The sequence below is a fragment of the Bradyrhizobium sp. NBAIM01 genome (assembly GCF_020194115.1).
GTDB lineage: Bacteria > Pseudomonadota > Alphaproteobacteria > Rhizobiales > Xanthobacteraceae > Bradyrhizobium > Bradyrhizobium yuanmingense.
Genome location: NZ_JADYVU010000014.1, coordinates 15,497 through 42,494 on the forward strand (window position 1 = coordinate 15,497; position 26,998 = coordinate 42,494).

A 26,998-nucleotide genomic window follows, 5' to 3' on the forward strand; every position below is an offset into this window, starting at 1 on the left:
AAGGCTGCCGCCGGCCGCATTCCTGGAGGATTGGGCAAGACGATCACAGGATCCGGCAACATCGGATGCTCGATCACAGGCAGAAAGGCCCCACCGAAACTTCACGAGGAAGCCTCAAATGCCCACCATTTCGCTCGTCACCGGCGCCAGCCGGGGCCTTGGCCGCAATACCGCAATCGCCATCGCGCGTCACGGCGGCGACGTCATCGTGACCTATCGCAGCGGCGCCGCCGCCGCCCGCGAGGTCGTCACCGAGATCGAGGCGCTCGGCCGAAAAGCGGTCGCGCTCCAGCTCGACGTCACCTCCGTATCGACCTTTCCGGCGTTCGCCGCAAAAGTCGCGTCGGCGCTGGCGGAGCATTGGCACGCCGACAAGTTCGATCATCTCGTCAACAATGCCGGCCAGGGCGAAATGGCCGCCATAGCCGAGACGACGGAGCAGCAGTTCGACGCACTCTTCGACACCCATGTCAAAGGGCCGTTCTTTTTGACGCAGGCCTTGCTGCCGCTGCTTGGCGACAATGGCCGGATCGTCAACTTCTCGAGCGGGCTGACGCGCGTGTCTTTCCCCGGCTTCTCGGCCTATGCCGCCGCCAAGGGCGCCATCGAGGTTCTGACCGTCTACATGGCAAAAGAATTCGGCGAGCGCGGCATCACCGCCAACGTCGTAGCGCCGGGCGCGATCGAGACCGACTTCCTCGGCGGCGCCGTCCGCGACATGCCGGATTTGAACAAGCAGTTCGCGCAAATGACCGCGCTTGGCCGCGTCGGTGTGCCCGACGACATCGGGCCGATGGTCGCGAGCCTGCTCGGTCCGGAGAATCGCTGGGTTACGGCCCAGCGCATCGAGGTGTCCGGCGGCCAGACGATCTGAGTGCGGCGGCATTGGCGCACTCCGTCGCGAGGCGACGGAGTGTGCGAGCCCTCAGCGCTTCCGCATCACCGCGATCGCATCCGCGATTTCGTCACCGCTACCGTCACCGAGAAAGACCCGACCATCTGCCGGACCGCTGATGGCAGCGTACAGCAGAGCTTTCGCTTGTGCGCATCGTCGGATGGCAACGGGCGTAAATAGTATGACTGTTTGCGCGGCGAGGATGCGGGGAAAGCTCACCGCAAATATCCGTGCTTGATCTCGATTATTAGCTCTGTTTGGATCGCTGCCGTTCCGCAATTCGAATTTCGGATAATCATGGCGAATGAAACAGATGCTTCCCGTCGTTCGTTGGGTGCTCGTTCAACAGAGGACACCGTGACTGCCCACCGCAAGGGCATCGGGAATCGGCTATTGGCGGCGCTGCCGCCGGCGGATCTCGCTTTGCTGACGCCCCACTTCCAGAAGGTCTCGTTCGAACCCGATGCCGTCCTGGTGCGATCGGGCGACGAACTCGACCCCGTCTATTTTCCCCATAGCGGCGCGATCGCCTTCATGCTCGATATGCCGGACGGGCAAACGGTCGCGACCAGCTTGATGGGACGCGAAGGCGCTTTGGCCTCGTTCTCCGTGCTCGGCCCCTCGCCTTCATCCGTGACCGCGATTGCCCGCACAGCCGGCACTGCATCGGTGATTTCCGCCGCCAAATTTCGCGCTGCCCATGCGCAAAGCGCAGCGATCAGGAATGTCGTGCAGGTCCACGCCCGCGCCGTGTTGCTGCAGCTCCAGCATGTCGCCGCTTGCAACGCGCTGCACCGGGTGGATGGCCGCATGGCGCGGTGGCTCCTGCAGCTTCACGACCGCGTTCCCGAGGACCTGCTTCCGGTGACGCAGGAGGCGCTGGCGCAACTGGTTGGGGTCCGGCGGACGACGGTGACTTTGACGATGAGCAAGCTACGCGAGGCCGGCGCCATCCCGTCCGAGCGGCGCGGGTTTGTCGAGATCCATCGGTCGCGGCTCGAGAGGATCGCATGCGATTGCTATGCGCTCATGCAGCGCACGATCGATCGAATGTATTGCCAGGAATTGGCGGCGCCCCAGCCTGCCGATGCGCGATTCCGGCAAAGCGCCATCGCCGCCTCCCACGGAGCAGGCGGTGAATTCAAAGCCGTTTCGCGGGCGGGACGATAGAGTGCAAAACCTGCGGCGCGTGGAGAAGTGGATCTCGCGCCTCAGCCCTTCCCCATCGCAGCGATCGCGTCCGCAATCGCGATCGTGCGCCGGGCCATGTCGGCGTGCAGGCGTTCCACCATCGCACCATCCAGGCGGATCGCGCCGCGCGAGGCGTTCTCCGGCAGTTCGAACGCCGCGATGATCTTTCGCGCGCGGGCGACTTCCTCCTCCGGCGGGGTGAAGATGGCGTTGCAAGCGTCGATCTGGGAGGGGTGGATCAGCGTCTTGCCGTCGAAGCCGAGGTCGCGGCCTTGCGCGCATTCGGTGGCGAAACCGTCGGAATTTGCGATGTCGCTGTAGGGGCCGTCGAGGATCTCGAGGCCGTGCGCGCGGCTCGCCAGGATGCAATGGGTGATCATCGGGATCATCGCGGCGCGGCCCGGCAGCATCCGGATCCGCGTCTCGCGCGAGATGTCGTTCGGGCCGAACACGAAGCCCGAGAGACGGCGCGAAGGATCGCGGCCGGCGGCGGCCAGTTCCTCGGCATGCAGCACGGCGCGCGCGGTCTCGATCATGGCCCAGACTTTGACGGTCGGCGCGGCGCCGAGCTCGGCCAGCTTGCGGCCGATGGCGTCGAGATCCTCGACGCTTGAAACTTTTGGAACCAGGATGCCGTCCGGCGAGGCCTTGGCGGCCATGGCGGCGTCATCTGGCCACCAGGGCGTATCGAGGCCGTTGGTCCGGATCAGGACCTCGCGCCTGCCAAAACCCTTGGCGGCGATCGCCGCCGCAATGCCGTCGCGCGCCGCCGCCTTGGCCTCCGGGGCGACGGAATCCTCGAGATCGAGGATCAGGCCGTCGGCGGCGAGATTGCGCGCCTTTTCCAGCGCGCGCGGGTTGGAGCCGGGCATGAACAGATGGCTGCGGCGCGGGCGGGTCATGCTGGCGTTCCTTCCTGGTCTGTCGTCCCCCAGGCGATAGCATTTGGCCTGCCCATTCGAAAGGCTTGTCGGCCTTGGCGGTATGTGATTAGGCATGGGCCATGACGACATTCCCGACGCACTTGCTGGAAGGCTACAAGGCCTTCGCCACCCAGCGGCTGCCGACCGAGCAGAACCGCTATCGTGAGCTCTCGGTCAAAGGGCAGTCGCCTGAGACCATGGTGATCGGCTGCTGCGACTCCCGGGTCTCCCCCGAGGTGATCTTCGACGCGGGGCCGGGCGAGCTCTTCGTCGTCCGCAACATCGCCAATCTGGTGCCGACTTATCAGCCTGACGAAGGCGCTCACGGCGTCTCGGCAGCGCTCGAATTTGCGGTGACGGTGCTGAAGGTGAAGCACATCGTGGTGCTCGGCCACGCCCAATGCGGCGGCATCCGCGCCTTCATCGACAAGATCGAGCCACTCACGCCCGGCGATTTCATCGGCCGCTGGATGCAGATGTTCATCAAGCCGGGCGAGGTCGTGGAGCAGCGCGAGCACGAGACCATGGTGCAATTCGTCGAGCGCATCGAGAAGGCCGCCGTGTTCCGCAGCCTGGAAAACCTGATGACCTTCCCGTTCGTCCGCAAGGCCGTGGAGAGCGGCCGGATGCAGACCCACGGCGCCTATTTCGGCGTGGCGGAGGGATCGCTGTTCGTGCTGGACAAGGCGACCAAGGAATTCAGGAACGCACGCGAGGGATAATCCTGCCCACCCTACGAAATGCGGGCTATCGCATATGATTTGTGGCAGCGGCCTGCGGGCACGCCTCGTCCTTCGAGACGGCGCTTACGCGCCTCCTCAGGATGAGGCTAATCAGCGTCAGTGCTCCTTGAAACTGTTGCCGCGCACTCCGCCCTCATCATGAGGAGCCCGCCCAAGCGGGCGTCTCGAAGGACGGCCGCAGGGAAAAACTCTCAAATGCGATAGCCCTCCTTGCGCAATAGGGCATATCGGAAGTGCAAATCCTGCCTGACGAATGGCGGAGAGGCGCCTGGTTCGCTAGAGTGTTCTCCATTCGCCACTCGCCATTTGCTCCATCATGCTGATCCTTGCCATCGATACTGCGCTCGAAGCCTGCGCGGCCGCCGTTCTCGACACCGACGCCGGCGAGCTCCTCGCACGGGAATCGCAGCTGATGAAGCGCGGCCATGCCGAGGCGCTGATGCCGATGATCGCGCGCGTGATGCAATCCGCCGGCCTTTCCTTCACCTCGCTCGACCGCATCGCCGTCACCGTCGGGCCCGGCAGCTTCACCGGCCTGCGCGTCGGCATTTCGGCGGCGCGGGGCCTTGCGCTTGCGGCGAAACAGCCGGCGGTCGGGCTGACGACGCTGTCGGCCTATGCCGCTGGGGTCGTCGCCAAGAGCGGAACGGCGGCGGTGATCTCTGCGATCGATGCGCGGCACGATCACGTCTATTTCCAGATCGTCGCCGGCGACGGCAGCCAGCTGGTGCGGCCGGCTGTCGCCTCCATCGACGCGGCGATCGCGGCCTCGCAATTCGGTGCGCCGCATCTGGTCGGCAATGCCGCCGGGATCCTCGCAGGTCGCTGGTCGAAGGACGGACCGCAACCAATTGCGGTCGACGCGCAGCCCGCGCCCGACATCAGCTGGGTCGCCTGGCTCGGCGCGGCGGCCAATCCCGACACCAATCCGGCGCGGCCGTTCTATCTGAAAGCGCCCGACGCCAAGCCGGCGGCATCGACGCCGCTCGCAGCACAAGCCGCGACCTCATGATGGGATGGCTGTCGGAGTGGTGGCGCGGCGGCACCGCCGCCGTCGAGCCCGCGACCATGCGCGATGCCGCGCGCCTCGCGCAGCTGCACGGCGCCTCCTTCGCGCACGGCTGGGGCGAAGGCGAGTTCGAGAGCATGATGAGCGAGCGCAACACGCTGGTGCATCGCTTGCGGCTCGGCCGCAAGACGATCGGCTTTGCGGTGTCGCGGATCGGCGCGGACGAAGCGGAGATTCTCTCGATCGCGGTGGACGGGGCTTATCGCGGCCGCGGCCTCTCCCGCACACTGCTGATGACCCATCTCGGCCACCTCGCCGGGCGCGGCGTACGCACCATATTTCTGGAAGTGGAGGAGAACAACCAGCCGGCGCGGCGGCTTTACGATCGAGCCGGATTCGTGGTGGTCGGACGCCGCGATCGCTACTATAAGCAGCCCAACGGGGAACAATTGAACGCCCTTCTGATGCGGCGTGACTTGTCGTAACATCGGTGGCAGAAAGCGCCCGCCCAGGCAGACAACGCTATGACCACACTGAAACATTCTTCTGTGTCCAAGACATCCGAGATCGAGGCGCGCTGCGCCGCAACGGGCATGCGCATGACCGAGCAGCGCCGCGTCATCGCCCGCGTGCTGGCCGAAGCGATCGATCATCCCGATGTCGAGGAACTCTACCGGCGCTGCGTTGCGGTCGACGACAAGATCTCGATCTCGACGGTCTATCGCACCGTGAAGCTGTTCGAGGACGCCGGCATCATCGAACGCCACGATTTCCGCGAGGGCCGCGCGCGTTACGAGCAGATGCGCGACAGCCATCACGACCACCTCATCAATCTGCGCGACGGCAAGGTGATCGAGTTCACCTCCGAGGAGATCGAGAAGCTGCAGGCCGAGATCGCCCGCAAGCTCGGCTATCGCCTGGTCGATCACCGGCTCGAGCTCTATTGCGTCCCGCTCGACGACGACAAGCCGACGAATTGAGTTTAGTGCCCATCGATCTCATCATCTTCGATTGCGACGGCGTGCTCGTGGACAGCGAGGAGATCTCCTGCCGGGCGCATGCGGACGTGCTGACGCGCCACGGCTATCCGATCACGTCGGAGCAGGTGTTCGCGCGCTTCCTCGGCCGCTCGACAAAGCAGGCCAATCTCGAGATCGAGACCGAGCTTGGCCGCAAGCTGCCGGAGGCCTATCACGGCGATCTCCAGGACGAGCTGTTTCGCGCATTCGAAGCCGACCTCGAAGCGATCCGCGGCATCCACGATGTGCTGGATGTCGTCACGCAAGCCGTCTGCGTCGCCTCGAGCGGCTCGCATCAGCGGATGCGCGTGAGCCTCGGGAGCACCGGGCTCTACGAGCGCCTCGCGCCAAACATCTTCTCGGCCTCGCAGGTGAAGAACGGCAAGCCGGCCCCAGACCTGTTCCTGTTCGCAGCGAGCCAAATGGGCGTGCCGCCCGAGCGCTGCGTCGTGATCGAGGACAGTCTGGCCGGCATCGCCGGCGCCCGCGCCGCCGGCATGACGGTTTTCGGCTTTTACGGGGGCAGCCATTGCCGCGACGGCTATGCCGAAACTTTGCGCCTGGCCGGCGCCGACCTGCTCTTTGCCGACATGCATCAGCTGCCCGAGCTGGTCCGGCGGGTCGCGGCGGACGCTCTGGCGGGCTGATGTTGCCTCGAACCGTCATTCCGGGGCACGCGCGACGCGCGTGAACCCGGAATCTCGCAGTAAAACTCTGGATTCCGGGTTCGCAACTGCGTCGCGCCCCGGAATGACAGGCGGAAATGGCTCCATTCGCTGGATTTTCGGCCCTCCAGCCTATATCTGAGGGCCGTCCTCCAGCTCCATTTCGGGTTCCATGACGCCGCCGCGCAAGCTGCACATCAAATCATATGGCTGCCAGATGAACGTCTACGATGCCCAGCGCATGGTGGACACGCTGGCCCCGGAAGGATTCGTGGAGACGGCGAGCGCGGAGGATGCCGACCTCGTCATCCTCAACACCTGCCATATCCGCGAGAAGGCCTCGGAGAAGGTCTATTCCGAGCTCGGCCGGCTACGCGTCGCCAAGGACGAGGCCGCGCGTGCAGGCCGCGCGATGCAGATCGCGGTGGCGGGCTGCGTGGCGCAGGCCGAGGGCGAGGAGATCGTGCGGCGCGCGCCTGTCGTCGACGTCGTGGTGGGACCGCAGAGCTATCATCATCTGCCGGAGCTGTTGAAGCGCGCCGAGGGCGAAGGCCGCGCGATCGAGACCGAATTTCCCGCCGCCGGCAAGTTCGGCTTCCTGGCCCAGCCGAAGCCGGACGCGATCCGCGCGCGCGGCATTTCCGCCTTCGTCACGGTGCAGGAAGGCTGCGACAAGTTCTGCACCTTCTGCGTCGTGCCTTACACGCGCGGCGCCGAAGTCTCGCGCCCCGTGGCGAAGATCGTCGAGGACGTGAAGCGGCTCGCTGACAACGGCGTGCGCGAGCTCACGCTGATCGGGCAGAACGTCAACGCCTATCACGGCGAGGGGCCGGACGGACAAACCTGGCCGCTCGGCCGGCTGCTCGAACATCTGGCGGCGATTCCCGGCATCGCGCGGCTGCGCTATTCGACCAGCCACCCCCGCGACGTCGATGACAGCCTGATCGCGGCCCATCGCGATCTCGGTGCCCTGATGCCGTTCGTGCACCTGCCGGTGCAGTCGGGCTCGGACCGCATTTTGGCGGCCATGAACCGCAAACATACCGCCGATGATTACCGGCGGGTCATCGACCGTTTTCGTACCGCACGCCAAGACATTGCTTTTTCATCGGATTTCATCGTCGGCTTCCCCGGCGAGAGCGAGCAAGATTTTCTCGCCACCCTCGCGCTTGTCACGCAAATCGGCTACGCTGCGGCCTATTCGTTCAAATACTCCGCCCGGCCGGGAACGCCGGCCGCGGACATGCAGGAGACGGTGTCCCCCGCCGAGATGGACCAGCGATTGGAGCGGCTCCAGGAACTGATCGACAGCCAGCAATCGGCCTTCAACAAGGCCGCGATTGGCTCAACGGTCGACGTGCTGTTCGAGCGTCCGGCGCGCAAGGAGGGCCAGATCGTGGGCCGCACCGCCTACCTCCAGCCCGCCCACGTAATGGCCGCGCCCGACATCATCGGACAGATCCTGCCCGTCAGAATCGACAGCCTCGAGCGCTACAGTTTTCTCGGCGAGCTCGTGACGCCGCGCAAGGCGCGCGAGCCCGCTTTATCGCAAGCCAGTGGAGCCTGAACCCTTGCCCAAAAGCGCATCGGATTCGTCTTCGTTCGCTCCCAGCCGCAAATTTGACCGCGACATGCAAGTTCCGCCCGAGACCCAGGTCGTCATCGACTTCGACGACAACCGCGCCGCTTCCGCGCTGGTCGGCCCCTACGGCCAGCACCTGGCGCAGATCGAGCGGCGGCTCGGCGTCATCGTCGATTCCAAGGGCAACCACATCACAATCGGCGGCACCCGCGACGGCTGCGACGCTGCGCGCCGCGTGCTGGAGATGCTCTACGCGCAGGCCGCGAAGGGGCACGATCTCGACCAGGGCGAGGTAGAGGGCGCGATCCGCGCCGTGATCGCGCAGGGCTCGCTGTTCGAGTTCGACGCCAAATCGGCCAAATCGACCTTCGACAGCATCAACTTGCGCAAGCGTCCGGTGCGGGCACGCACGGCGGCGCAGGATTCCTACATCCGCGCGCTGAAGCGGCACGAGCTGGTGTTCGGCATCGGCCCCGCCGGCACCGGCAAGACCTGGCTCGCCGTCGCGCATGCCGCGCAGCTGTTCGAGCGCAAGGAGGTCGACAAGATCATCCTGTCGCGCCCGGCGGTGGAAGCCGGCGAGCGGCTCGGCTTTCTGCCCGGCGATCTCCGCGAGAAGGTCGACCCTTATCTGCGGCCGATCTACGATGCGCTCTACGACCTCATGGATGCGCGCATCGTCGAGCGCGCGCTGCAGACCGGCGAGATCGAGATCGCGCCGCTCGCCTTCATGCGCGGCCGCACGCTGACCAACGCCGCCATCATCCTGGACGAGGCCCAGAACACCACGTCGATGCAGATGAAGATGTTCCTGACGCGTCTCGGCGAGAACAGCCGCATGATCGTGACGGGCGATCCCTCGCAGATCGACCTGCCGAACGGCCAGACCTCGGGCCTGGCCGAGGCGACCCGCCTCCTGAGCGGCGTCGAGGGCATCGCCCAGGTTCATTTCAAGGCCGAGGACGTGATCCGCCACGAGCTCGTGGCGCGGATCGTCGCCGCCTATGAAGGGCCGCCGCAGCGGCCGGCCACCGGTCAATCCTGACGAGGCAGCACCGGACCAAACAGGGCGCGAGCACGGCACCCTTCGTCCGAGACAACACAATGTCCCATTCCAACCTTCCCATGACCGAGGTCCTCGTCGTCGCCGATTGCTGGCAGCGCGAGCCCGATTCTGAAGCCGTGATCCAGCGCGCACTGGCGGCGGCCGCCGAGAGCGTCGACGAGGACGTTGCCGACGCCGAAGTGGCCGTGATGCTGACCGATGATGCCGGCATCCGCACGCTCAACAGCAACTGGCGCGGCATCGACAAGCCGACCAACGTGCTGTCGTTCCCGGCGCTGCAGCCGGAGGGCGCGTGGAAGCCGGGCGATGCCCCGCGCATGCTCGGCGATATCGCGATCGCCTATGAGACCATGCGGCGCGAGGCGGACGAGGAGCACAAGCCGTTCGACCATCATCTGAGCCACCTCGCCGTGCACGGCTTCCTGCACCTGATCGGCTACGACCACGAGAACGAGGGCGACGCCGAGGAGATGGAAGCGCTCGAAACCGAGATCCTCGCCCATCTCGGCATCCCCGATCCCTATGCCGACCGCCCGGGGACGCACTGAGATGCCGGATTCCGAGCCTACCCACGACAATCCCCGCACCACGGCCAATTTGCCGGTTGTGGTGACGCCGGGCGAGGTGCTGCGCCCGAGCGCCGAAAGCTGGCTGCTGCGCGCCATCCGCACGCTGTTCGGCTGGAAGGCGGGGTCGGTGCGCGACGACCTCCAGGTCGTGCTCGACGCCTCGACGCCCGACGACACCGGCTTCTCCGCGGTCGAGCGCACCATGCTGCGCAATATCCTCAGCCTGCACGAGCGCCGCATCGCCGACGTCATGGTGCATCGCGCCGACATCGTCGCGGTGAAGCGCGACATCCCGCTCGGGGAATTGATGGACCGCTTCGAGAGCGCCGGCCATTCGCGCCTCGTCGTCTTCAACGAGACGCTCGACGATCCCGTCGGCATCGTCCACATCCGCGATTTGCTCGCCTTCATGACCGCGCGCGCCCGCGTGTCGGAAGCCACCAAGACCAAGCGCAAGAAGCCGCTGCCGGCCGGGCTCGATTTGCGCGCGGTCGATCTCGCGCTGCCGCTTCACGAGGCGCACATCATCCGCAAGCTGCTCTACGTACCCCCGTCGATGCGGGCGATCGACCTGCTCGCGCAGATGCAGGCCTCGCGCATCCATCTGGCGCTGGTGGTCGACGAATATGGCGGCAGCGACGGGCTGGTCTCGATCGAGGACATCGTCGAGCAGATCGTCGGCGAGATCGACGACGAGCACGATAGCGACGAGCCGCCCTCGATCGTGCGCCTGCCCGACAACGCCTTCATCGCCGACGCCCGCGCCAGCCTCGACGACGTCCGCTCGGTGATCGGCGAGGATTTCGTCACCGGCGAGGCAGGCGAGGAGGTGGAGACGCTGGGCGGCTATCTCGTCAGCTTCGTCGGGCGCCTGCCGGTGCGCGGCGAGGTGATCTCGGGCCCCGGCAATTACGAGGTCGAGGTGCTCGATGCCGATCCGCGCCGCGTCAAGCGGCTGCGCATCGCGACGCGGAAGGAACGCCCGGCGCCCCGCACCCAGCGCGAGAGCCGGCGGCGTGAAGCCACGCCGGAGAGCGGACAAGCGCCGGCCAGCGACACGCCGACATCGCCGCCGCGCGACGGGGCCGCCTCGCAGTGAGCCCATCGCAGCGCCTTCGGCAAATTGCGCTCGCCATCATCCTCACCTGGGGATGGCAGCGCGCAGTCGTCGCCATGGCGTCCGGAGCGCTGTCGGTGCTGGCGCTGGCGCCGTTCAACCTCTTTCCGGTGCTGTTCGTCACCTTCCCGGTGCTGGTCTGGCTGATCGACGGCGCCGGGGCCGGCCGCTATGGCGGCGTGCCCGCCGCCGCCCTGACCGGCTATTGGTTCGGGCTCGGCTATTTCGTGCCCGGCCTCTACTGGATCGGCTACGCCTTCTTCGTCGAAGCCGACACATTCGCCTGGCTGACGCCGTTCGCGGTGCTGGGCCTGCCGGCCTATCTCTCGATCTTCACGGCGATCGGCTTTGCGCTGGCGCGCCTGCTCTGGAGCAAGAACGCCACGCGCGTGCTGGCGCTCGCAGCGAGCCTCACCATCAGCGAATGGCTGCGCGGCCATGCGCTGACCGGCTTTCCCTGGAACACGTTCGGCTATGCGCTGTCCGAGCCATTGCCGCTGGCGCAGACGGCCTCGCTGATCGGCCTGTGGGGCGTGACGTTCCTGACGATTGCGATCTTCGCGAGCCCGGCGACGCTGATCGACCGCACGCCGGATCGGCGCCTGCAATGGCGGGTGCCGGCCGCGGCCGTCGCGCTCCTGCTCGTCATGAGCATCTTTGGCGCAATCCGCCTGTCGCTGCATCCGACCACGATCGTATCCGGCGCCAAGCTGCGCCTGATGCAGCCCAACCTGCAGCAGGACGAGAAATTCAACTATGCCGCCAAGCCGGAGGTGATGAAGAAGTACCTTGCGCTGTCGGACCGCGCCTCCGGCCCGCAATCGACCGGCGTGCGCGATGCCACCATCCTGATCTGGCCGGAATCCGCCTTCCCGTTCTTCCTGACCCGCGAAGCCGACGCGATGGCGCAAATCGCCGATCTGTTGCCGAAGGGCACGGTGCTGATCACGGGATCGGTCCGCGCGCCCGATGTGCCGCGGGGCACGCCGATCACGCGCGCCTACAACTCGATCTACGTGATCGATCACGACGGCAGCGTGCTCGCCGTCTACGACAAGCTGCATCTGGTACCGTTCGGAGAATTTCTTCCGTACCAGTCGCTGATGGAGAAGCTCGGTTTCGAGCAACTGACGCGTGTGCGCGGCGGCTTCATTCCAGGCACCGTGCGGCATGCGCTCCCCGTTGCCGGCGCGCCGCCCGCGTTGCCGCTGATCTGCTACGAGGCGATCTTTCCCGACGAAGTGGCTGTACGCAACGAACGTCCGGGCTGGATCGTGAACCTGACCAATGACGGCTGGTTCGGCATCTCGACCGGTCCCTACCAGCACCTGGAGCAGTCGCGGATGCGCGCGATAGAGCTCGGATTGCCGCTGGTCCGCTCGGCCAATACCGGCATCTCCGCAGTGATCGATCCGGTCGGCCGCACCGTCGCGAGCCTCGGTCTCGGCCTCGAAGGCATTTTGGACGCAAACCTGCCGGCCGCGATCCCACCGACCGTTTATGCACGGGTGGGTGATGTGCCCGCAATCATGCTCGTCGCGGTGGCCGTGCTGCTGGCGGTCCGCCGACGAATAGGCAAACGCCAGCCCTGATCGCACCGCCGCCGCAGCGGCCGGAATCCTTTGACAACCGTAGTCCCACGGTTGACAGACTGCACGCGGGCTCCCCATTCTGCACCGGCTGCGAAAGATGGCGGTGCATTGCTAAATTTCTCCGCAATGTTTCCCAATAACAGGGTTTGATTTTGACGGTGCTGCACCCGAGGCATGCTTGATCATTGCGCCGAAGGTGGTGTTTGGAGGGCTGAGGAAATGTCGAAAGCGCCCAACCCTGTTGACAAATATGTCGGCAGTCGCGTGCGCATGCGCCGCATCATGTTGGGCATGAGCCAGGAGAAGCTCGGTGAAGCTTTGGGCCTGACTTTCCAGCAGATTCAGAAGTACGAGAAGGGCACCAACCGGGTCGGCGCAAGCCGCATCCAGCAGATCGCGGAGATTCTCCAGGTGCCGGTGTCCTTCCTGTTCGAGGGCGGCCCGAGCGGCGTGCCGGGTCCGGATGGCTTCAGCGAAGGCGCCTCGCCCTCTTACGTCTCGGACTTTCTCGCCACCTCCGAAGGGCTCGCTTTGACCAAGGCGTTCACGCGAATCACTGATTCGAAGATGCGCCGCTCGATCGTCGATCTCGTCGAGCAGATTGCGGCCCGCGAAGGTCCGGACAAGCGTTGAAGCTCATGTCCCCCGCGATTTGAGACTGCATCAAATCTGGCCTATGTCGTCATTTACGACCGCGCTTTGATGCGCGTCCGCTTCGATGATGCGATTCCAAGGCACAGATGCGTCCATGACCGGCTCCAATTGGTTCGATTCACAAACTATTCTCGATGGCATCCGCCGCTGGGTGGAGATCGAGACGCCGACGGAAGCACCTGAACAGGTCAACAAGCTGGTCTCCGTGGTCGCGGAGCAATACGGCGACCTGCCCGTCACGCTCGAGCGCATCGCCGGCACGGACGGCTGCGGCGATCATCTCGTGGCGCGCACGAATTGGGGGCAGGATCAGCCGGGCATCCTGGTGCTGAGCCATCTCGATACCGTCCATCCCATCGGCTTCATCGAGCGCCTGCCGTTCAAGGTCGAAGGCGACGTCGCGTTCGGTCCGGGCATCTACGACATGAAAGGCGGCGCCTACATCGCCCACCACGCCTTCCGCGCGCTTTGCGCGACGGGCGATCGCTCGCCGCTCGGCATCACGCATCTGTTCACCTCCGACGAGGAGATCGGCAGCCCGACCTCGCGTGCGCTGATCGAGCAGGAAGGGCGCAACGCCAAATACGTGCTGGTGACCGAGCCGGCGCGCGACGGCGGCAAGATCGTCACCGGGCGCAAGGGCGTCGGACGCTTCCGGGTATTCATCAAGGGCGTGCCCGCGCATGCCGGCTCGCGGCCCGAAGACGGCCGCAGCGCCGTCCGCGAACTCGGCAACGTCATCCTGGCGCTGGAAGGAATGAACGATGTTGCGCGCGGCGTGACCGTCAATGTAGGCGTGGTGCGCGGCGGCACGCGCCCCAACGTCACGCCCGAGGAGGCCTATGCCGAAGTCGATCTGCGCGTCGTGAGCCTCAAGGACGCGGACGAGTTCGTCGGCAAGATTCTCTCTGTGACCTCGAAGACCGATGGCGTCACGGTCACGGTCACGGGCGAGCTCAACCGGCCGCCTTACGAGAAGAGCAATGCAGGTGCCGCGCTGTACGAGCATGCCAAGACGCTCGCCAGCGAGATCGGCTTCGAGCTGATCGACACCCACACCGGCGGCGGCTCGGACGGCAATTTCACCGCTCCCTTCACCGCAACGCTCGACGGGCTCGGCGTCGACGGCAAGGGTGCACACACCCATTATGAGCAGCTCTATGTCTCCTCGCTGGCCCCACGCGCGCGGCTGCTCCATCGGCTTTATCAGACGCTGCGATGAGCGAACGTAAATCAAGCCCCGACCGCGACGACAGCGAGCGCGCCTTCTTCGGGCGCCGCAAGGGCCACAAGCTGAGGCAACACCAGGCCGGCTTGATCGAGCAGCTGCTGCCGCATCTTGCCCTCGATATCGACGGTGAGGCGCCGGCGGACGCGCGCGACATCTTCGATCCCGCAGCCGACGACGTCAGGCTCGAGATCGGCTTCGGCGGCGGCGAGCATCTCGCGGCCGAGGCACAGAACTTCCCCACCACCGGCTTCATCGGCTGTGAGCCCTATGTCAACGGCATGGCCAAGATCCTCGCGCAGATCGAGGCGGCCAACATCGGCAACATCCGCCTGTTCGCGGGCGATGCCGCCGAGCTCTTGGCTTGGCTTCCCAAGGAGTCGCTGTCGCGGATCGACCTGATCCATCCCGATCCCTGGCCGAAGCGGCGACACTGGAAGCGGCGCTTCGTCCAGGACCGCACCATTGCCGCGATGGCGCGCGTGCTCAAGCGAGGCGGCGAATTCCGCTTCGTCTGCGACATCGACGATTACTGCGCCTGGACACTGTCGCATCTTGCGCGCTCGCAGGACTTCGTCTGGCTGGCCGAACGCGCCGACGATTTCCGGCTTCCATGGCCGGGCTACACCATGACGCGCTACGGCCGAAAGGCCGCGCGCGAGGGACGCAAGGCGGCTTATCTGCGGTTCAGGCGGGTGTAGATTTCGCGTGCACTCCATCTGCAGTCGTCATGCCCGGGCTTGCCCCGGGCTTCCACGCACTTCCTCTCCGTGTGACGAAGAACGTGGATGGCCGGGACATAGGCGAGCGCGAGCGACGCCGTCCTTCGGACGGCTATGCCCGGCCATGACGACAAAGCCTGTTCTTCAAATCGTCTGCCGGTTGCGCCAGAAATTCACGACGCGTTCGGCGGTCGTCGGCATCAGGCGCGTGAAGTTGATGCGGGCGGCCTCGATGTCGGCGTCGGCCGGCGCGCGGTTCGAGCCGTACCAGAGCAGGACAAGCGCGCGTACCGTGGGCCAGCCGAGGTTCAGCACCCGACCGAGGATCAGCAGCGGATCGTAGCGGTCTCCTGCGATCAGGCGGTCGAGGACCTGGAGGCGAACGCCCGACATCGCCGACAGCGCGGCGACCGATTCCTCGTATTTGTGCGCCTTGGCGAAACCGAGCAGCGCGCTCTCGCCGAGATGGCCTTCGCGATTCAAGGTCAGCACCGTGCGCTGTGCCGCGGAGAAATCGCGGCGCGGACCCGGCGGCAGCGCGGCCTCCTCGATCGCCGCCATCGCGCGCTTGATCTCGACCTGGCGCGCGGGATTGACCACGGTGGAGAGGCGGCGGCGGATGACGTCGAGCGTGCCATCGAGCAGCTGCTTCAGGTGCTCGCCGGAAAGGTCGTTGCGCTGGCCGATCTTCAGCGTCAGCACGCCGTCCTGCGCCGCGCGCTTGATCATCTCGGAATAGCTGCCCGGCGAGAACACCGCACCGGCATTGGCGGCGGCACGGCGCACCACGTCGCGATCGCCGCGCTCGACCAGCACGTCGGTGACGGCGGGAGACAAAGCTGGACGCTCAGTCATCGCCAACAGATGACCCTGGCCCTTCAAGCGCGCGATCTCGACCAGCGCCGCCTCCTCGAGCACGGGCGAGCGGCGAAGCACAGGGCCGGCCACCATGATCTCGTTCTCGCGCGCGAGCTGATTGACGAGGTGCGGCGGCGCGTTGTTCAGGCGCGAGAAACGCTCGGCCAGATCGGCGCGCGAGGCCAGCTCGGCATGCGGGACGAGATCGATCAGGACATTGTCGAAGAGATCGATCAGTTCAGGGCGGAGCTTTTCCGCGTCCTGGAAGAACAGCTGGGAAATGGCGCGCGCGATCTCGCCACGACGCCTCGGGTCGCCGCGCTTGACGATATCGTCCAGTCCAGGAATGAGCGACGTGGCAACGGTCATGAAAACGCAACTCGAACGGGGCACGCCGCGGGTGCGCCCTTGGTCCAAGCCGCCCCACAATCGGGGAATCTAGGCCTGCTTGATGAAGGAAGCGTTGCGCAGGGTCCGACGGGCGCAAAAAGGCCCCGTTCCCGCTGCAATGGGCCTTGTCCGGAGAAGCGGAAAGGGCTATATCAGCGCCAATTCATCTTCTCATACGATCCGCGTAGTGAGAGTGGGCCCGCAAGGACCCGCTCTTTTTTATTACCTGAACGCGGCTCGGCGGGAGATGCGCCCGACGTGTGGTCGGGAAAGTTCCGAAGCGGGCTTTGAAATCGTAACCAAGCCTTAACCATCGAGCGCTCTGACCCTGGACATGACCGAACCGAACCCTGGTTCCACGGATGCCGAATTGCTGGCCGAGCCGCGGCTCGTGGTCGAGCCCGGCGTCGCGGCACGGGTGTCCGCGGTGGCAGGTCCCGTGCTCCAGGGCATGGGCTACCGCCTGGTCCGGATCCGCATTTCCGGCGAGGCCGGCTGCACCGTGCAGATCATGGCCGAGCGGCCGGACGGCTCGATGCAGATCGAGGATTGCGAGGCGATCTCGCGGGCCCTGTCGCCCGTGCTCGACGTCGCCGATCCCATCGACCGAGCCTATCGCCTCGAGATCTCTTCGCCGGGAATCGATCGCCCCCTGGTGCGCCGCTCCGATTTCGAGCGCTATTCCGGGCACCTGGTGAAGATCGAGATGGCGGTCGCGCATGATGGGCGCAAGCGCTTCCGCGGCACGCTCGGCGCGGTCGAGGGCGACCGCGTGCATCTGCATCGCGACGATGCCAAGGCCGGCGACGATGCCGACGTTCTCCTGACCATGGAGGATATCGGCGAGGCACGCCTGGTGCTGACCGACGAGCTGATCGCGGAATCCATGCGCCGTGGCAAGGCCGAGGAGCGCAAGATGCGCAGAGATCTCGGACTGGAGCCGCCGGCTGCACCGCACGCGGAGATCAGTGCGAAGATCACCAAGAACACCAAGCCGAAGAAGAAGCCGGCCCCGACCAACACGAAGAAACATCGCCTTGCCGCCGAACGCGCGCGGCGCGGCGAGATCGAGCCTGACCAAGGAGACTAGCCATGGCAGTCAGCGCCAACCGACTCGAATTGCTTCAGATCGCCGACGCCGTCGCACGCGAAAAGTCGATCGACCGCGGCATCGTCATCGCGGCCATGGAGGACGCCATCGCCAAGGCGGCGCGCGCCCGTTACGGCAGCGAGACTGACGTTCATGCCGAGATCGACCCGAAGAAGGGCGAGCTGCGGCTGTCGCGCCACATGCTGGTGGTCGACAAGGTCGAGAATCACTCCAACCAGATCTCGCTGGTGGACGCGCAGCGCGCCAATCCCGGCGCCCAGGTCGGCGACACCATCGCCGACACCCTGCCGCCGCTGGAATATGGCCGCATCGCCGCGCAATCGGCCAAGCAGGTCATCGTGCAGAAGGTGCGCGAGGCCGAGCGCGACCGGCAGTACCAGGAATTCAAGGACCGCATCGGCGACATCGTCAATGGCGTCGTCAAGCGCGTCGAATATGGCAGCGTGATCGTCGATCTCGGCCGCGGCGAAGCCATCATCCGCCGCGACGAGATGCTGCCGCGCGAAGTATTCCGCAACGGCGACCGCGTTCGCGCCTACATCTTCGACGTCCGCCGCGAGACGAGAGGCCCGCAGATCTTCCTCTCCCGCACCCATCCCCAGTTCATGGCGAAGCTGTTCGCGCAGGAAGTGCCGGAGATCTATGACGGCATCGTCGAGATCAAGGCGGTGGCCCGCGATCCGGGCTCGCGCGCGAAAATCGGCGTGATTTCCCGCGATTCCTCGGTCGATCCGGTCGGCGCCTGCGTCGGCATGCGCGGCTCGCGCGTGCAGGCCGTGGTCAACGAGCTGCAGGGCGAGAAGATCGACATCATTCCGTGGTCGCCCGACATCGCGACCTTCGTGGTCAACGCGCTGGCGCCGGCGGAAGTCTCCAAGGTCGTGATCGACGAGGACCGCGAGCGCATCGAGGTCGTGGTGCCCGACACCAACAACCAGCTCTCGCTCGCGATCGGCCGCCGCGGCCAGAACGTGCGCCTGGCCTCGCAGCTCACCGGCTGGGATATCGACATCCTGACCGAGCAGGAGGAATCGGAGCGCCGCCAGGCCGACTTCGAGAACTCGACCCGGGTCTTCATGGAATCGCTCAACGTCGACGAAGTGGTCGGCCAGCTGCTGGCGTCCGAGGGCTTCACCTCGGTCGAGGAGCTCGCGATGGTGGACGTCAAGGAGCTCGCCGGCATCGAGGGCTTCGACGAGGAGACCGCGCAGGAGCTGCAGAACCGCGCCCGCGAATATCTGGAGCAGCAGGAAGCCGAGCTCGAGGCGAGGCGCAAGGAGCTCGGCGTCGAGGACGCGCTCAAGGACGTGCCCGGCGTGACCTCGAAGATGCTGGTGAAGCTCGGCGAGAACGACATCAAGAGCGTCGAGGACCTCGCCGGCTGCGCCACCGACGATCTGGTCGGCTGGACCGAGCGCAAGGAAGGCAGCGAGCCGACCAAGCACGCCGGTGCGCTGGATGGCATCGACATCTCCCGTGACGACGCCGAAGCGATGATCATGCAGGCCCGCGTCAAGGCCGGCTGGATCACCGAAGCCGATCTCGCCAAGCCCACCGAGGAGGCCGAGGCGACCGAAGATCAACCGGCTTAAGGGCAAAGGAGAATGTCGCCCGGATGCTTGCAGATTCCGACCTCGAACTTGACCATGGGCCGCGGACCGAAAGGTCCGCGACCATGCGCATGTGCGCGGTCAGCCGCGAGGTCCGGCCGATCGACGAGCTGATCCGCTTCGTTGCATCGCCTGACGGACAAATAGTTCCCGATCTCAAGCGCAAGCTGCCCGGACGCGGGATGTGGCTCACCGCCTCCCGCAAGACGGTTGCGGAAGCGGTGCGGCGTCACCAATTTAGCAAGGCCTTCAAGCGCGAGCTGCGCATCCCTCAGACGCTTCCCACCGACATCGAGGCGCTCCTGGTCCGGAGCGTGACCGAAGCCCTTGGGATCGCCGCCAAGGCGGGCCAGGTCGTGGCCGGTTTCGGCAAGGTCGAGAGCGCCCTTCGGGAAGGAACGGTCGAGGTCCTGATCCATGCCAGCGACGGGGCCGCGGACGGAATCCGCAAATTGGACATGCTGGCGCGTCAGAATGCCGGGAATCGCGGTGCTAAGGCGCAGATTCCCGTCGTCACCGCTCTGAAATCGGTAGAATTGGATTTGGCACTGACCCGGTCAAATGTGATACATGCTGCCCTGCTCGCGGGCCCGGCGAGCAAGTCATTCCTGTCACGTAGCCAGATCCTGGTCCGATACCGGATGGCGGACGACGACAAGACTGCCGAAAAACCCGGCCAGGATTTCTGAGAGACAACGACGACCCGATTGGATGGTGCGGCAACGCACAACACTGATAAATCAGGATTAGGACTGCTGAATGGTTGATACCAAGACCCCTGGCGACAAGAAGCTGAGCGTTCCGAGCAAGACGCTATCGCTCAAGCCGCGCGTCGAAACGGGCACCGTGCGCCAGAGCTTCAGCCATGGCCGCAGCAAGCAGGTCGTGGTCGAGAAGCGCGGCAAGCGCCGCATTGGCGATGGACCCGAGCCGCACGCGCCCGAGGTGACGGCAAAGCCGGCGCCGGCCGCACCCGCCGCGCCGCCGCGTCCGGCTCCGCCCCCGCCGCGCAACGCCGGTTCCGGCGTGGTGCTTCGCACCCTCACCGAGGATGAGCGTTCGGCCCGTGCCAGTGCGCTGGCCGATGCCAAGCTGCGCGAGGTCGAGGAACGCCGCCAGGCCGAGGAAGAGGCCCAGCGCCGCGCCGCCCGTGAGGCTGCCGAGCGCGCCGAGCGCGAAGCCGCCGAATCCCGCCGCAAGGCCGAGGAAGAGCGCCACCGTCACGAGGACGAAGCCAAGCGCAAGGCCGAGACCGAGGCCAAGAAGCGTTTCGGCGAGGGTGAGCAGCCGACATCCGCCGCGCGCCCCGCGACCGCAACACCCGCCGCTTCCGCACCGCGCCCCGGTGCGCCTGCGTCCCGGCCTGGAACCACCACCACAGCGCGTCCGGGAACCACGACGGCGCGCCCTGCAACCACGACCGCGCAGCGTCCGGGTGGACCGGCTGGCCGCGGCCCCGCCGTTGCGGCCGAAGCTGACGACGACGAGGCGCCGCGCCAGATCCGCCGCGGTCCCGGCGGCGCCGCGCGTCCCGTGGTAGCCCCCAAGCCCACCCACAAGCCCGGCCCGCAGAAGGAGCGCGGCCGCCTGACCGTCGTCACCGCGCTCAATGCCGATGAGGTGCGCGAGCGCTCGATCGCCTCGTTCCGCCGCCGCACCCAGCGCCTGAAGGGCCACGCTTCGAACGAGCCCAAGGAAAAGCTCATCCGCGAAGTGGTCATTCCGGAAGCGATCACCATCCAGGAACTCGCCAACCGCATGTCCGAACGCGCGGTCGACGTCATCCGCATGCTGATGAAGCAGGGCGCGATGCACAAGATCACCGACGTGATCGACGCCGACACCGCGCAGCTGATTGCCGAAGAGCTTGGCCACACCGTCAAGCGCGTTGCCGCCTCCGACGTTGAAGAAGGTCTGTTCGACGCTACCGACGATTCGACCGACACCGAGACCCGTTCGCCCGTGGTGACCGTCATGGGCCACGTCGATCACGGCAAGACTTCGCTGCTCGACGCGCTCCGTCACGCCAACGTGGTCTCCGGCGAAGCCGGCGGCATCACCCAGCACATCGGCGCCTATCAGGTGACATCGCCTGAAACCGGCAAGAAGATCACCTTCATCGATACGCCCGGCCACGCCGCGTTCACCGCGATGCGTGCCCGCGGCGCCAAGGTGACCGACATCGTCGTGCTGGTGGTCGCGGCCGATGACGGCGTGATGCCGCAGACGGTCGAAGCCATCAATCACGCCAAGGCGGCCGGCGTGCCGATCATCGTTGCCATCAACAAGATCGACAAGCCCGATGCCAAGCCCGAGCGCGTGCGCACCGAGCTGCTCCAGCACGAGGTGCAGGTGGAATCTTTCGGCGGCGAAGTCGTCGACGTCGAGGTGTCCGCCAAGAACAAGACCAATCTCGACAAGCTGCTCGAGATGATCGCGCTGCAGGCCGAAATCCTCGACCTCAAGACCAATTCGGAGCGTCCCGCCGAAGGCACCGTGATCGAGGCCAAGCTCGATCGCGGCCGCGGTCCGGTCGCGACCGTGCTGGTCCAGCGCGGCACGCTTCGCGTCGGCGACATCATCGTCGCCGGTGCCGAAATGGGCCGCGTCCGCGCGCTGATCTCCGATCAGGGCGAGACCGTGCAGGAGGCCGGCCCCTCGGTGCCGGTCGAGGTGCTCGGCTTCAACGGCCCGCCCGAGGCCGGCGATCGTCTCGCGGTGGTCGAGAACGAAGCCCGCGCCCGCCAGGTCACCAGCTACCGCGCGCACCAGAAGCGCGAGAACGCGGCAGCCTCGATCTCCGGCATGCGCGGCTCGCTCGAGCAGATGATGTCGCAATTGAAGACGGCGGGCCGCAAGGAATTCCCGCTGATCGTCAAGGCCGACGTGCAGGGCTCGCTGGAAGCCATCCTCGGCTCGCTGGAGAAGCTCGGCACCGACGAGGTCGCCGCCCGCATCCTGCATGCCGGCGTCGGCGGTATCTCGGAATCCGACGTGACGCTGGCCGAAGGCTTCAACGCCGCAATCATCGGTTTCTCGGTTCGCGCCAACAAGGAGGCCGCTGCGGCCGCCAAGCGCAACGGCATCGAGATCCGCTACTACAACATCATCTACGACCTCGTGGACGACGTGAAGAAGGCGATGAGCGGTCTGCTCGCGCCGACCTTGCGCGAAACCATGCTGGGCAATGCCGAGATCCTGGAGATCTTCAACATCTCCAAGGTCGGCAAGGTAGCCGGCTGCCGCGTCACCGACGGCACGGTGGAACGCGGCGCCAATGTGCGCCTGATCCGCGACAACGTCGTCGTGCACGAAGGCAAGCTGTCGACGCTGAAGCGCTTCAAGGACGAAGTGAAGGAAGTCCAGTCCGGCCAGGAATGCGGCATGGCCTTCGAGAACTATCACGACATGCGTGCCGGTGACGTGATCGAGTGTTATCGCGTGGAGACGATCCAGCGCTCCCTGTAAGTCCAAATCTTACCGAAGCGTTCGGATCTTTTTGAACTGAGATTGCGGGAGTGCGATGGCCGGATGTTTCCGGCCATCCACCCCCTCTTCGTTTCAACAGGACAAATGACAATGCCCGTGTCCCAGATGCGGGCATGACGAGGTGATTTTCGAAAAAATGCCACGGCATCATCAGAAGAAGAGTTCCGCGCCCGGCGGCTCGCAGCGTCAGCTGCGCGTCGGCGAGCAGGTTCGCCACGCGATGGCCGATATTCTGGCGCAAGGCAATGTGCATGATGCCGACCTCGAAGGTCACATCATCACCGTGCCGGAGGTGCGGATGTCGCCCGACCTGAAGCTCGCAACGGTCTACGTGATGCCGCTCGGTGGCCGCGACACCGAGATCGTCATCGCTGCGCTCGAGCGCAACAAGAAGTTCTTGCGCGGCGAGGTCGCGCGGCGCGTTAACCTGAAATTTGCACCTGACATTCGCTTCCGCGTCGACGAACGATTCGACGAAGCGGAACGGATCGAGAAGCTTTTGCGAACGCCTGCGGTGCAGAAGGACCTGGAACAGGATCCGCATTCGGATCGGGAAGAAGAGCAATGACCATGGACCCCGCTCACGGCACGATCGGCGGCAACGACACCGATCAGCGCGACGCGCAGACCAACGATTTCGCGGAGATGGGCGGCAATTCGCAGCCGCATCAGGAGCCGCGCCGCGTCAACAACGATCCGCGCGCCAAGCAGCAGAAGGGCAACCAGGTCCGCCGCGACCGTCGCGACGTCCATGGCTGGGTCGTGCTCGACAAGCCGATCGGCATGACCTCGACGCAGGCCGTCGCCGTGCTCAAGCGCCTGTTCAACGCCAAGCGCGCCGGACACGCCGGCACGCTCGATCCGCTCGCCTCGGGGGGCTTGCCAATCGCGCTCGGGGAAGCCACCAAGACCGTCCCCTTCGTGATGGACGGCCGCAAGCGCTACCGCTTCACGGTCTGCTGGGGCGAGGAGCGCGATACCGACGACATCGAGGGCCGGGTGACCGCGACCTCGGACCAGCGTCCGAGCCGGGAGGCCATCCTGGCGCTGCTGCCCCGCTTCACCGGGGTGATCGAGCAGATCCCGCCGCGCTATTCGGCGATCAAGGTCCAGGGCGAGCGCGCCTATGACCTCGCCCGCGACGGCGAGGTTGTGGAACTGGCGCCCCGCCCGGTCGAGATTCACCATTTAACCCTTGTCGATCAACCAGATAACGACCGGGCCGTGTTCGAGGCCGAATGCGGCAAGGGCACCTATGTGCGGGCGCTCGCCCGCGATATGGGCCGGATTCTCGGCACTTACGGCCATATCTGCGCGCTGAGGCGGACCCTGGTCGGCCCATTTGGCGAAAACGACATGATTCCGCTGGATCAGTTGGAGGCTTTGTGCGATAGAGCCGCGTCCGGCGAGGGCAGCCTCGCCGACGCGCTTTTGCCCGTTGAGACCGCGCTGGACGACATCCCGGCACTGGCCGTCACTCGGGCTGATGCGGCAAGGCTCCATCGGGGCCAGGCCGTTTTGTTGCGCGGACGGGATGCGCCCACTTGTAGCGGCACAGTCTATGTCACGGTGGCAGGCCGTCTTTTGGCGCTTGCCGAAGTTGGCAATGGCGAAATCATCCCCAAGCGTGTGTTCAACCTGACCGGCCTGACTGCCAGCCCCGGTCGCAACGAGAGAAATTGACGATGTCGATTGCCGCAGAACGCAAAGCGGAAGTCATCAAGACGAATGCCACCAAGGCCGGCGACACCGGCTCGCCCGAGGTTCAGGTCGCGATCCTGTCGGAACGCATCAACAACCTCACCAACCATTTCAAGACCCACGTGAAGGACAACCATTCGCGTCGCGGCCTCTTGAAGCTGGTCTCGACCCGCCGCTCGCTCCTCGACTATCTCAAGAAGAAGGACGAGGCGCGGTACAAGGCGCTGCTCGAGAAGCACAATATTCGTCGTTAAGAGTTCCTGCGCGCGCCACCGGCGCGCGTTTTCGCGCGTGGTTTCGAACGAAAGCGCTTGTTTTAAGCTTTTTGATCGAGGTTGCGTGCGCGTCGGATGCGGATTGTTGATTCGCCTCCGGGCATGATGAGCGAAGATCGAAGTTTCGGTGTTTGCATTCGTGCCGACTGACAGTCCAGCAGCAATCCGGCGGCTGGGCACAACGGGCAAGGCGCCCGTATGACCCGAAAGGATGGACGCCATCCGACATCCAAAAACCATGGCAGGATCGCAGGACGCTGATCATCCGCTCCGATCAGCGTCCCGCAATCTTGCGCATGGTTTTTGTTTTTCGAGAGCCGTCCCTTCTTTCGAGAACCCATGAAAGAAGACCTCTATGTTCAATAAGCATTCAGTCGAGATCGACTGGGGCGGACGCCCACTCAAGCTCGAAACCGGCAAGATCGCCCGCCAGGCCGACGGCGCCGTCGTCGCCACCTATGGCGAGACCGTGGTGCTCGCCACCGTCGTCGCGGCGAAGGCGCCGCGCGAGGGCGTCGACTTCCTGCCGCTGACCGTCGATTACCAGGAAAAGGCCTACGCTGCGGGCCGCATTCCCGGCGGCTATTTCAAGCGCGAGGGCCGTCCGACCGAGAAGGAGACGCTGGTCTCCCGCCTGATCGACCGACCGATCCGCCCGCTGTTCGTCGACGGCTGGCGTAACGAGACCCAGGTGATCGTCACCGTGCTGTCGCACGACATGGAGAACGATCCCGACGTCGTGGCGATGGTCGCGGCCTCCGCGGCGCTGACGCTGTCCGGCGTGCCGTTCAAGGGCCCGATCGGCGCGGCCCGCGTCGGCTTCGCCAACGACGAGTTCATTCTCAATCCGACGCTCGACGAGATGGTCGACACCCAGCTCGACCTCGTCGTCGCCGGCACTGCCGACGCCGTGCTGATGGTGGAATCGGAAGCCAAGGAACTGAACGAAGACATCATGCTCGGCGCGGTGATGTTTGGTCACCGCCACTTCCAGCCTGTCATCAACGCGATCATCGAGCTCGCCGAGAAGGCCGCCAAGGAGCCGCGCGAAGTCACCGTCATCGACAACGCCGCGCTCGAGAAGGAGATGCTCGGCCTGGTCGAGCAGGAGCTGCGCGCCGCCTATGCGATTCCGATCAAGCAGCAGCGTTATGCCGCCGTCGGCGTCGTCAAGGAAAAGGTGATGGCCCACTACTTCCCGGAGGGCCAGGAGCCGAAATACGACAAGCTCCGTGTCGCCGGCGTGTTCAAGGAGCTCGAGGCCAAGATCGTTCGCTGGAATATCCTCGATACCGGCAAGCGCATCGACGGCCGCGACAGCAAGACGGTCCGCAACATCGTCGCCGAGGTCGGCGTGCTGCCCCGCGCCCACGGCTCGGCGCTGTTCACCCGCGGCGAGACCCAGGCGATGGTCGTGACCACGCTCGGCACCGGCGAGGACGAGCAGTACATCGACGCGCTGTCCGGGACGTACAAGGAAACGTTCCTGCTGCACTACAACTTCCCGCCCTATTCGGTCGGCGAGACCGGCCGCCTCGGCGGCACCAAGCGCCGCGAGATCGGCCACGGCAAGCTGGCCTGGCGCGCGATTCGTCCGGTGCTGCCGCCGCACCATGAATTCCCCTACACCACGCGCGTGGTCTCGGAGATCACCGAGTCCAACGGCTCGTCCTCGATGGCTTCGGTCTGCGGCGCCTCGCTGGCGCTAATGGATGCGGGCGTGCCGCTGAAGCGGCCGACCGCGGGCATCGCGATGGGCCTGATCCTCGAAGACAAGCGCTTTGCGGTTCTCTCGGACATCCTCGGCGACGAGGACCATCTCGGCGACATGGACTTCAAGGTCGCCGGCACGGAAGCGGGCATCACCTCGCTCCAGATGGACATCAAGATCGAGGGCATCACCGAAGAGATAATGAAGGTCGCGCTGGCTCAGGCCAAGGACGGCCGCATCCATATCCTCGGCGAGATGGCCAAGGCCCTCACCGCGGCCCGCGCCGAGCTCGGCGAATATGCGCCGCGCATCGAGACCTTCAAGATCGCCACCGACAAGATCCGCGAGGTGATCGGCACCGGCGGCAAGGTGATCCGCGAGATCGTCGAGAAGACCGGCGCCAAGGTCAACATCGAGGATGACGGCACCGTGAAGGTCGCCTCCAGCGACGGCGAGGCGATGAAGGCGGCGATCAAGTGGATCAAGTCGATCGCGTCCGATCCGGAAGTCGGCCAGATCTATGACGGCACTGTCGTCAAGGTGATGGAGTTCGGCGCCTTCGTGAACTTCTTCGGTTCCAAGGATGGTCTCGTCCACATCAGCCAGCTCGCGGCCAACCGCGTGCAGAAGACCTCCGACGTCGTCAAGGAAGGCGACAAGGTCAAGGTCAAGCTGCTCGGCTTCGACGATCGCGGCAAGACCCGCCTGTCGATGAAGGTGGTCGACCAGACCACGGGCGAAGACCTCGAAGGCAAGGACAAGGGCGGCGAGGGCGAGAAGGCCCCGCGCGAAGCCGCCGGCGAGTAAGGCCTCGCGACAGTCCGGAAACGCGAAGGGCGGCCGAGAGGCCGCCCTTTTTCTTTGCCATGCCGCCTGCA

25 protein-coding genes are annotated in these 26,998 nt (G+C 65.6%); 23 read left to right on the forward strand and 2 right to left on the reverse strand.

From position 1 onward, the window contains the following. Positions 1-118 precede the first annotated feature (118 nt). Both I6F31_RS30130 and I6F31_RS30135 read left to right on the forward strand, forming a co-directional pair. Positions 119-874: an SDR family oxidoreductase gene (locus I6F31_RS30130; protein WP_225113778.1), complete on the forward strand. Its 756-nt coding sequence runs from the start codon at positions 119-121 to the stop codon at positions 872-874. Positions 875-1,252: 378 nt separating this feature from the next. Further along, complete coding sequence (locus I6F31_RS30135) at positions 1,253-2,065, forward strand: Crp/Fnr family transcriptional regulator (protein ID WP_036024531.1); 813 nt, start codon at positions 1,253-1,255, stop codon at positions 2,063-2,065. Between the two features lie 41 nt (positions 2,066-2,106). Here I6F31_RS30135 and I6F31_RS30140 read toward each other — a convergent pair whose 3' ends face one another. After that, positions 2,107-2,988, reverse strand: coding sequence for a CoA ester lyase (locus tag I6F31_RS30140; protein WP_036008938.1), 882 nt, complete (start codon positions 2,986-2,988; stop codon positions 2,107-2,109). A 101-nt stretch (positions 2,989-3,089) separates the two neighbouring features. Here I6F31_RS30140 and I6F31_RS30145 point away from each other — a divergent pair, with 101 nt between their 5' ends. The 13 genes from I6F31_RS30145 to trmB all read left to right on the forward strand — a co-directional run bounded on the left by I6F31_RS30145 (position 3,090) and on the right by trmB (position 14,954). Beyond that, entirely contained in the window at positions 3,090-3,731 is a 642-nt protein-coding gene (locus tag I6F31_RS30145) for a carbonic anhydrase (protein ID WP_225186561.1), read from the forward strand. A gap of 337 nt (positions 3,732-4,068) precedes the next feature. Continuing rightward, positions 4,069-4,764 carry a tRNA (adenosine(37)-N6)-threonylcarbamoyltransferase complex dimerization subunit type 1 TsaB gene (tsaB, locus tag I6F31_RS30150; RefSeq protein ID WP_225186562.1) on the forward strand — a complete coding sequence of 232 codons (696 nt, stop codon included), beginning with the start codon at positions 4,069-4,071 and terminating at the stop codon, positions 4,762-4,764. Further along, positions 4,761-5,246 carry a ribosomal protein S18-alanine N-acetyltransferase gene (gene rimI / locus I6F31_RS30155; protein WP_036008947.1) on the forward strand — a complete coding sequence of 162 codons (486 nt, stop codon included), beginning with the start codon at positions 4,761-4,763 and terminating at the stop codon, positions 5,244-5,246. Before tsaB ends, rimI begins: the two co-directional genes overlap by 4 nt. Before the next feature lie 39 nt (positions 5,247-5,285). After that, a complete protein-coding gene (locus I6F31_RS30160) occupies positions 5,286-5,741 on the forward strand; it encodes a Fur family transcriptional regulator (protein WP_225128085.1) in 456 nt (151 codons plus the stop codon). Positions 5,742-5,746: 5 nt separating this feature from the next. Beyond that, the gene (locus tag I6F31_RS30165; protein WP_225186563.1) at positions 5,747-6,427 is read left to right on the forward strand and encodes an HAD family hydrolase; all 681 of its coding nucleotides are present in this window, start codon (positions 5,747-5,749) and stop codon (positions 6,425-6,427) included. A 190-nt stretch (positions 6,428-6,617) separates the two neighbouring features. After that, positions 6,618-8,012 carry a tRNA (N6-isopentenyl adenosine(37)-C2)-methylthiotransferase MiaB gene (gene miaB, locus I6F31_RS30170; protein ID WP_225186564.1) on the forward strand — a complete coding sequence of 465 codons (1,395 nt, stop codon included), beginning with the start codon at positions 6,618-6,620 and terminating at the stop codon, positions 8,010-8,012. A gap of 64 nt (positions 8,013-8,076) precedes the next feature. Continuing rightward, a complete protein-coding gene (locus I6F31_RS30175; protein ID WP_036008958.1) occupies positions 8,077-9,072 on the forward strand; it encodes a PhoH family protein in 996 nt (331 codons plus the stop codon). Positions 9,073-9,131: 59 nt separating this feature from the next. Further along, positions 9,132-9,641, forward strand: coding sequence for an rRNA maturation RNase YbeY (gene ybeY / locus I6F31_RS30180; RefSeq protein ID WP_036008983.1), 510 nt, complete (start codon positions 9,132-9,134; stop codon positions 9,639-9,641). Position 9,642: 1 nt separating this feature from the next. After that, the gene (locus I6F31_RS30185) at positions 9,643-10,761 is read left to right on the forward strand and encodes a hemolysin family protein (protein ID WP_036008986.1); all 1,119 of its coding nucleotides are present in this window, start codon (positions 9,643-9,645) and stop codon (positions 10,759-10,761) included. Continuing rightward, on the forward strand, positions 10,758-12,371 hold the full coding sequence (lnt, locus tag I6F31_RS30190; protein WP_225186565.1) for an apolipoprotein N-acyltransferase: 1,614 nt from the start codon (positions 10,758-10,760) through the stop codon (positions 12,369-12,371). Before I6F31_RS30185 ends, lnt begins: the two co-directional genes overlap by 4 nt. Positions 12,372-12,590: 219 nt before the next feature. Continuing rightward, positions 12,591-13,004 (forward strand): helix-turn-helix transcriptional regulator, encoded by a 414-nt coding sequence (locus tag I6F31_RS30195; RefSeq protein WP_018319423.1) that lies wholly within the window; start codon positions 12,591-12,593, stop codon positions 13,002-13,004. A gap of 85 nt (positions 13,005-13,089) precedes the next feature. After that, positions 13,090-14,247, forward strand: a complete 1,158-nt coding sequence (locus tag I6F31_RS30200; RefSeq protein ID WP_225186566.1) for a M20 family metallopeptidase — start codon at positions 13,090-13,092, stop codon at positions 14,245-14,247. Then, entirely contained in the window at positions 14,244-14,954 is a 711-nt protein-coding gene (gene trmB, locus I6F31_RS30205) for a tRNA (guanosine(46)-N7)-methyltransferase TrmB (protein ID WP_225186567.1), read from the forward strand. The genes I6F31_RS30200 and trmB overlap by 4 nt, the downstream gene beginning before the upstream one ends. Positions 14,955-15,119: 165 nt before the next feature. On the opposite strand, the gene I6F31_RS30210 is transcribed toward trmB, so the two are convergent. After that, the gene (locus I6F31_RS30210; protein ID WP_225186568.1) at positions 15,120-16,202 is read right to left on the reverse strand and encodes a DUF2336 domain-containing protein; all 1,083 of its coding nucleotides are present in this window, start codon (positions 16,200-16,202) and stop codon (positions 15,120-15,122) included. Between the two features lie 355 nt (positions 16,203-16,557). Here I6F31_RS30210 and rimP point away from each other — a divergent pair, with 355 nt between their 5' ends. The 8 genes from rimP (at position 16,558) to pnp (ending at position 26,927) form a co-directional block, all read left to right on the forward strand. Next, entirely contained in the window at positions 16,558-17,313 is a 756-nt protein-coding gene (gene rimP, locus I6F31_RS30215) for a ribosome maturation factor RimP (protein ID WP_036040842.1), read from the forward strand. 2 nt (positions 17,314-17,315) lie between these two features. After that, a complete protein-coding gene (gene nusA / locus I6F31_RS30220) occupies positions 17,316-18,926 on the forward strand; it encodes a transcription termination factor NusA (RefSeq protein ID WP_036008974.1) in 1,611 nt (536 codons plus the stop codon). A gap of 23 nt (positions 18,927-18,949) precedes the next feature. Continuing rightward, a complete protein-coding gene (locus I6F31_RS30225) occupies positions 18,950-19,633 on the forward strand; it encodes an RNA-binding protein (protein ID WP_025032907.1) in 684 nt (227 codons plus the stop codon). A 70-nt stretch (positions 19,634-19,703) separates the two neighbouring features. Continuing rightward, positions 19,704-22,412 carry a translation initiation factor IF-2 gene (gene infB / locus I6F31_RS30230; RefSeq protein WP_225144089.1) on the forward strand — a complete coding sequence of 903 codons (2,709 nt, stop codon included), beginning with the start codon at positions 19,704-19,706 and terminating at the stop codon, positions 22,410-22,412. 157 nt (positions 22,413-22,569) lie between these two features. After that, on the forward strand, positions 22,570-23,001 hold the full coding sequence (gene rbfA / locus I6F31_RS30235; protein WP_036008998.1) for a 30S ribosome-binding factor RbfA: 432 nt from the start codon (positions 22,570-22,572) through the stop codon (positions 22,999-23,001). Further along, a complete protein-coding gene (truB, locus tag I6F31_RS30240; RefSeq protein ID WP_036009001.1) occupies positions 22,998-24,116 on the forward strand; it encodes a tRNA pseudouridine(55) synthase TruB in 1,119 nt (372 codons plus the stop codon). Before rbfA ends, truB begins: the two co-directional genes overlap by 4 nt. A gap of 2 nt (positions 24,117-24,118) precedes the next feature. Continuing rightward, the gene (gene rpsO, locus I6F31_RS30245; RefSeq protein WP_008540131.1) at positions 24,119-24,388 is read left to right on the forward strand and encodes a 30S ribosomal protein S15; all 270 of its coding nucleotides are present in this window, start codon (positions 24,119-24,121) and stop codon (positions 24,386-24,388) included. A 376-nt stretch (positions 24,389-24,764) separates the two neighbouring features. After that, positions 24,765-26,927, forward strand: coding sequence for a polyribonucleotide nucleotidyltransferase (gene pnp, locus I6F31_RS30250; RefSeq protein ID WP_036009004.1), 2,163 nt, complete (start codon positions 24,765-24,767; stop codon positions 26,925-26,927). Positions 26,928-26,998: the final 71 nt, after the last annotated feature.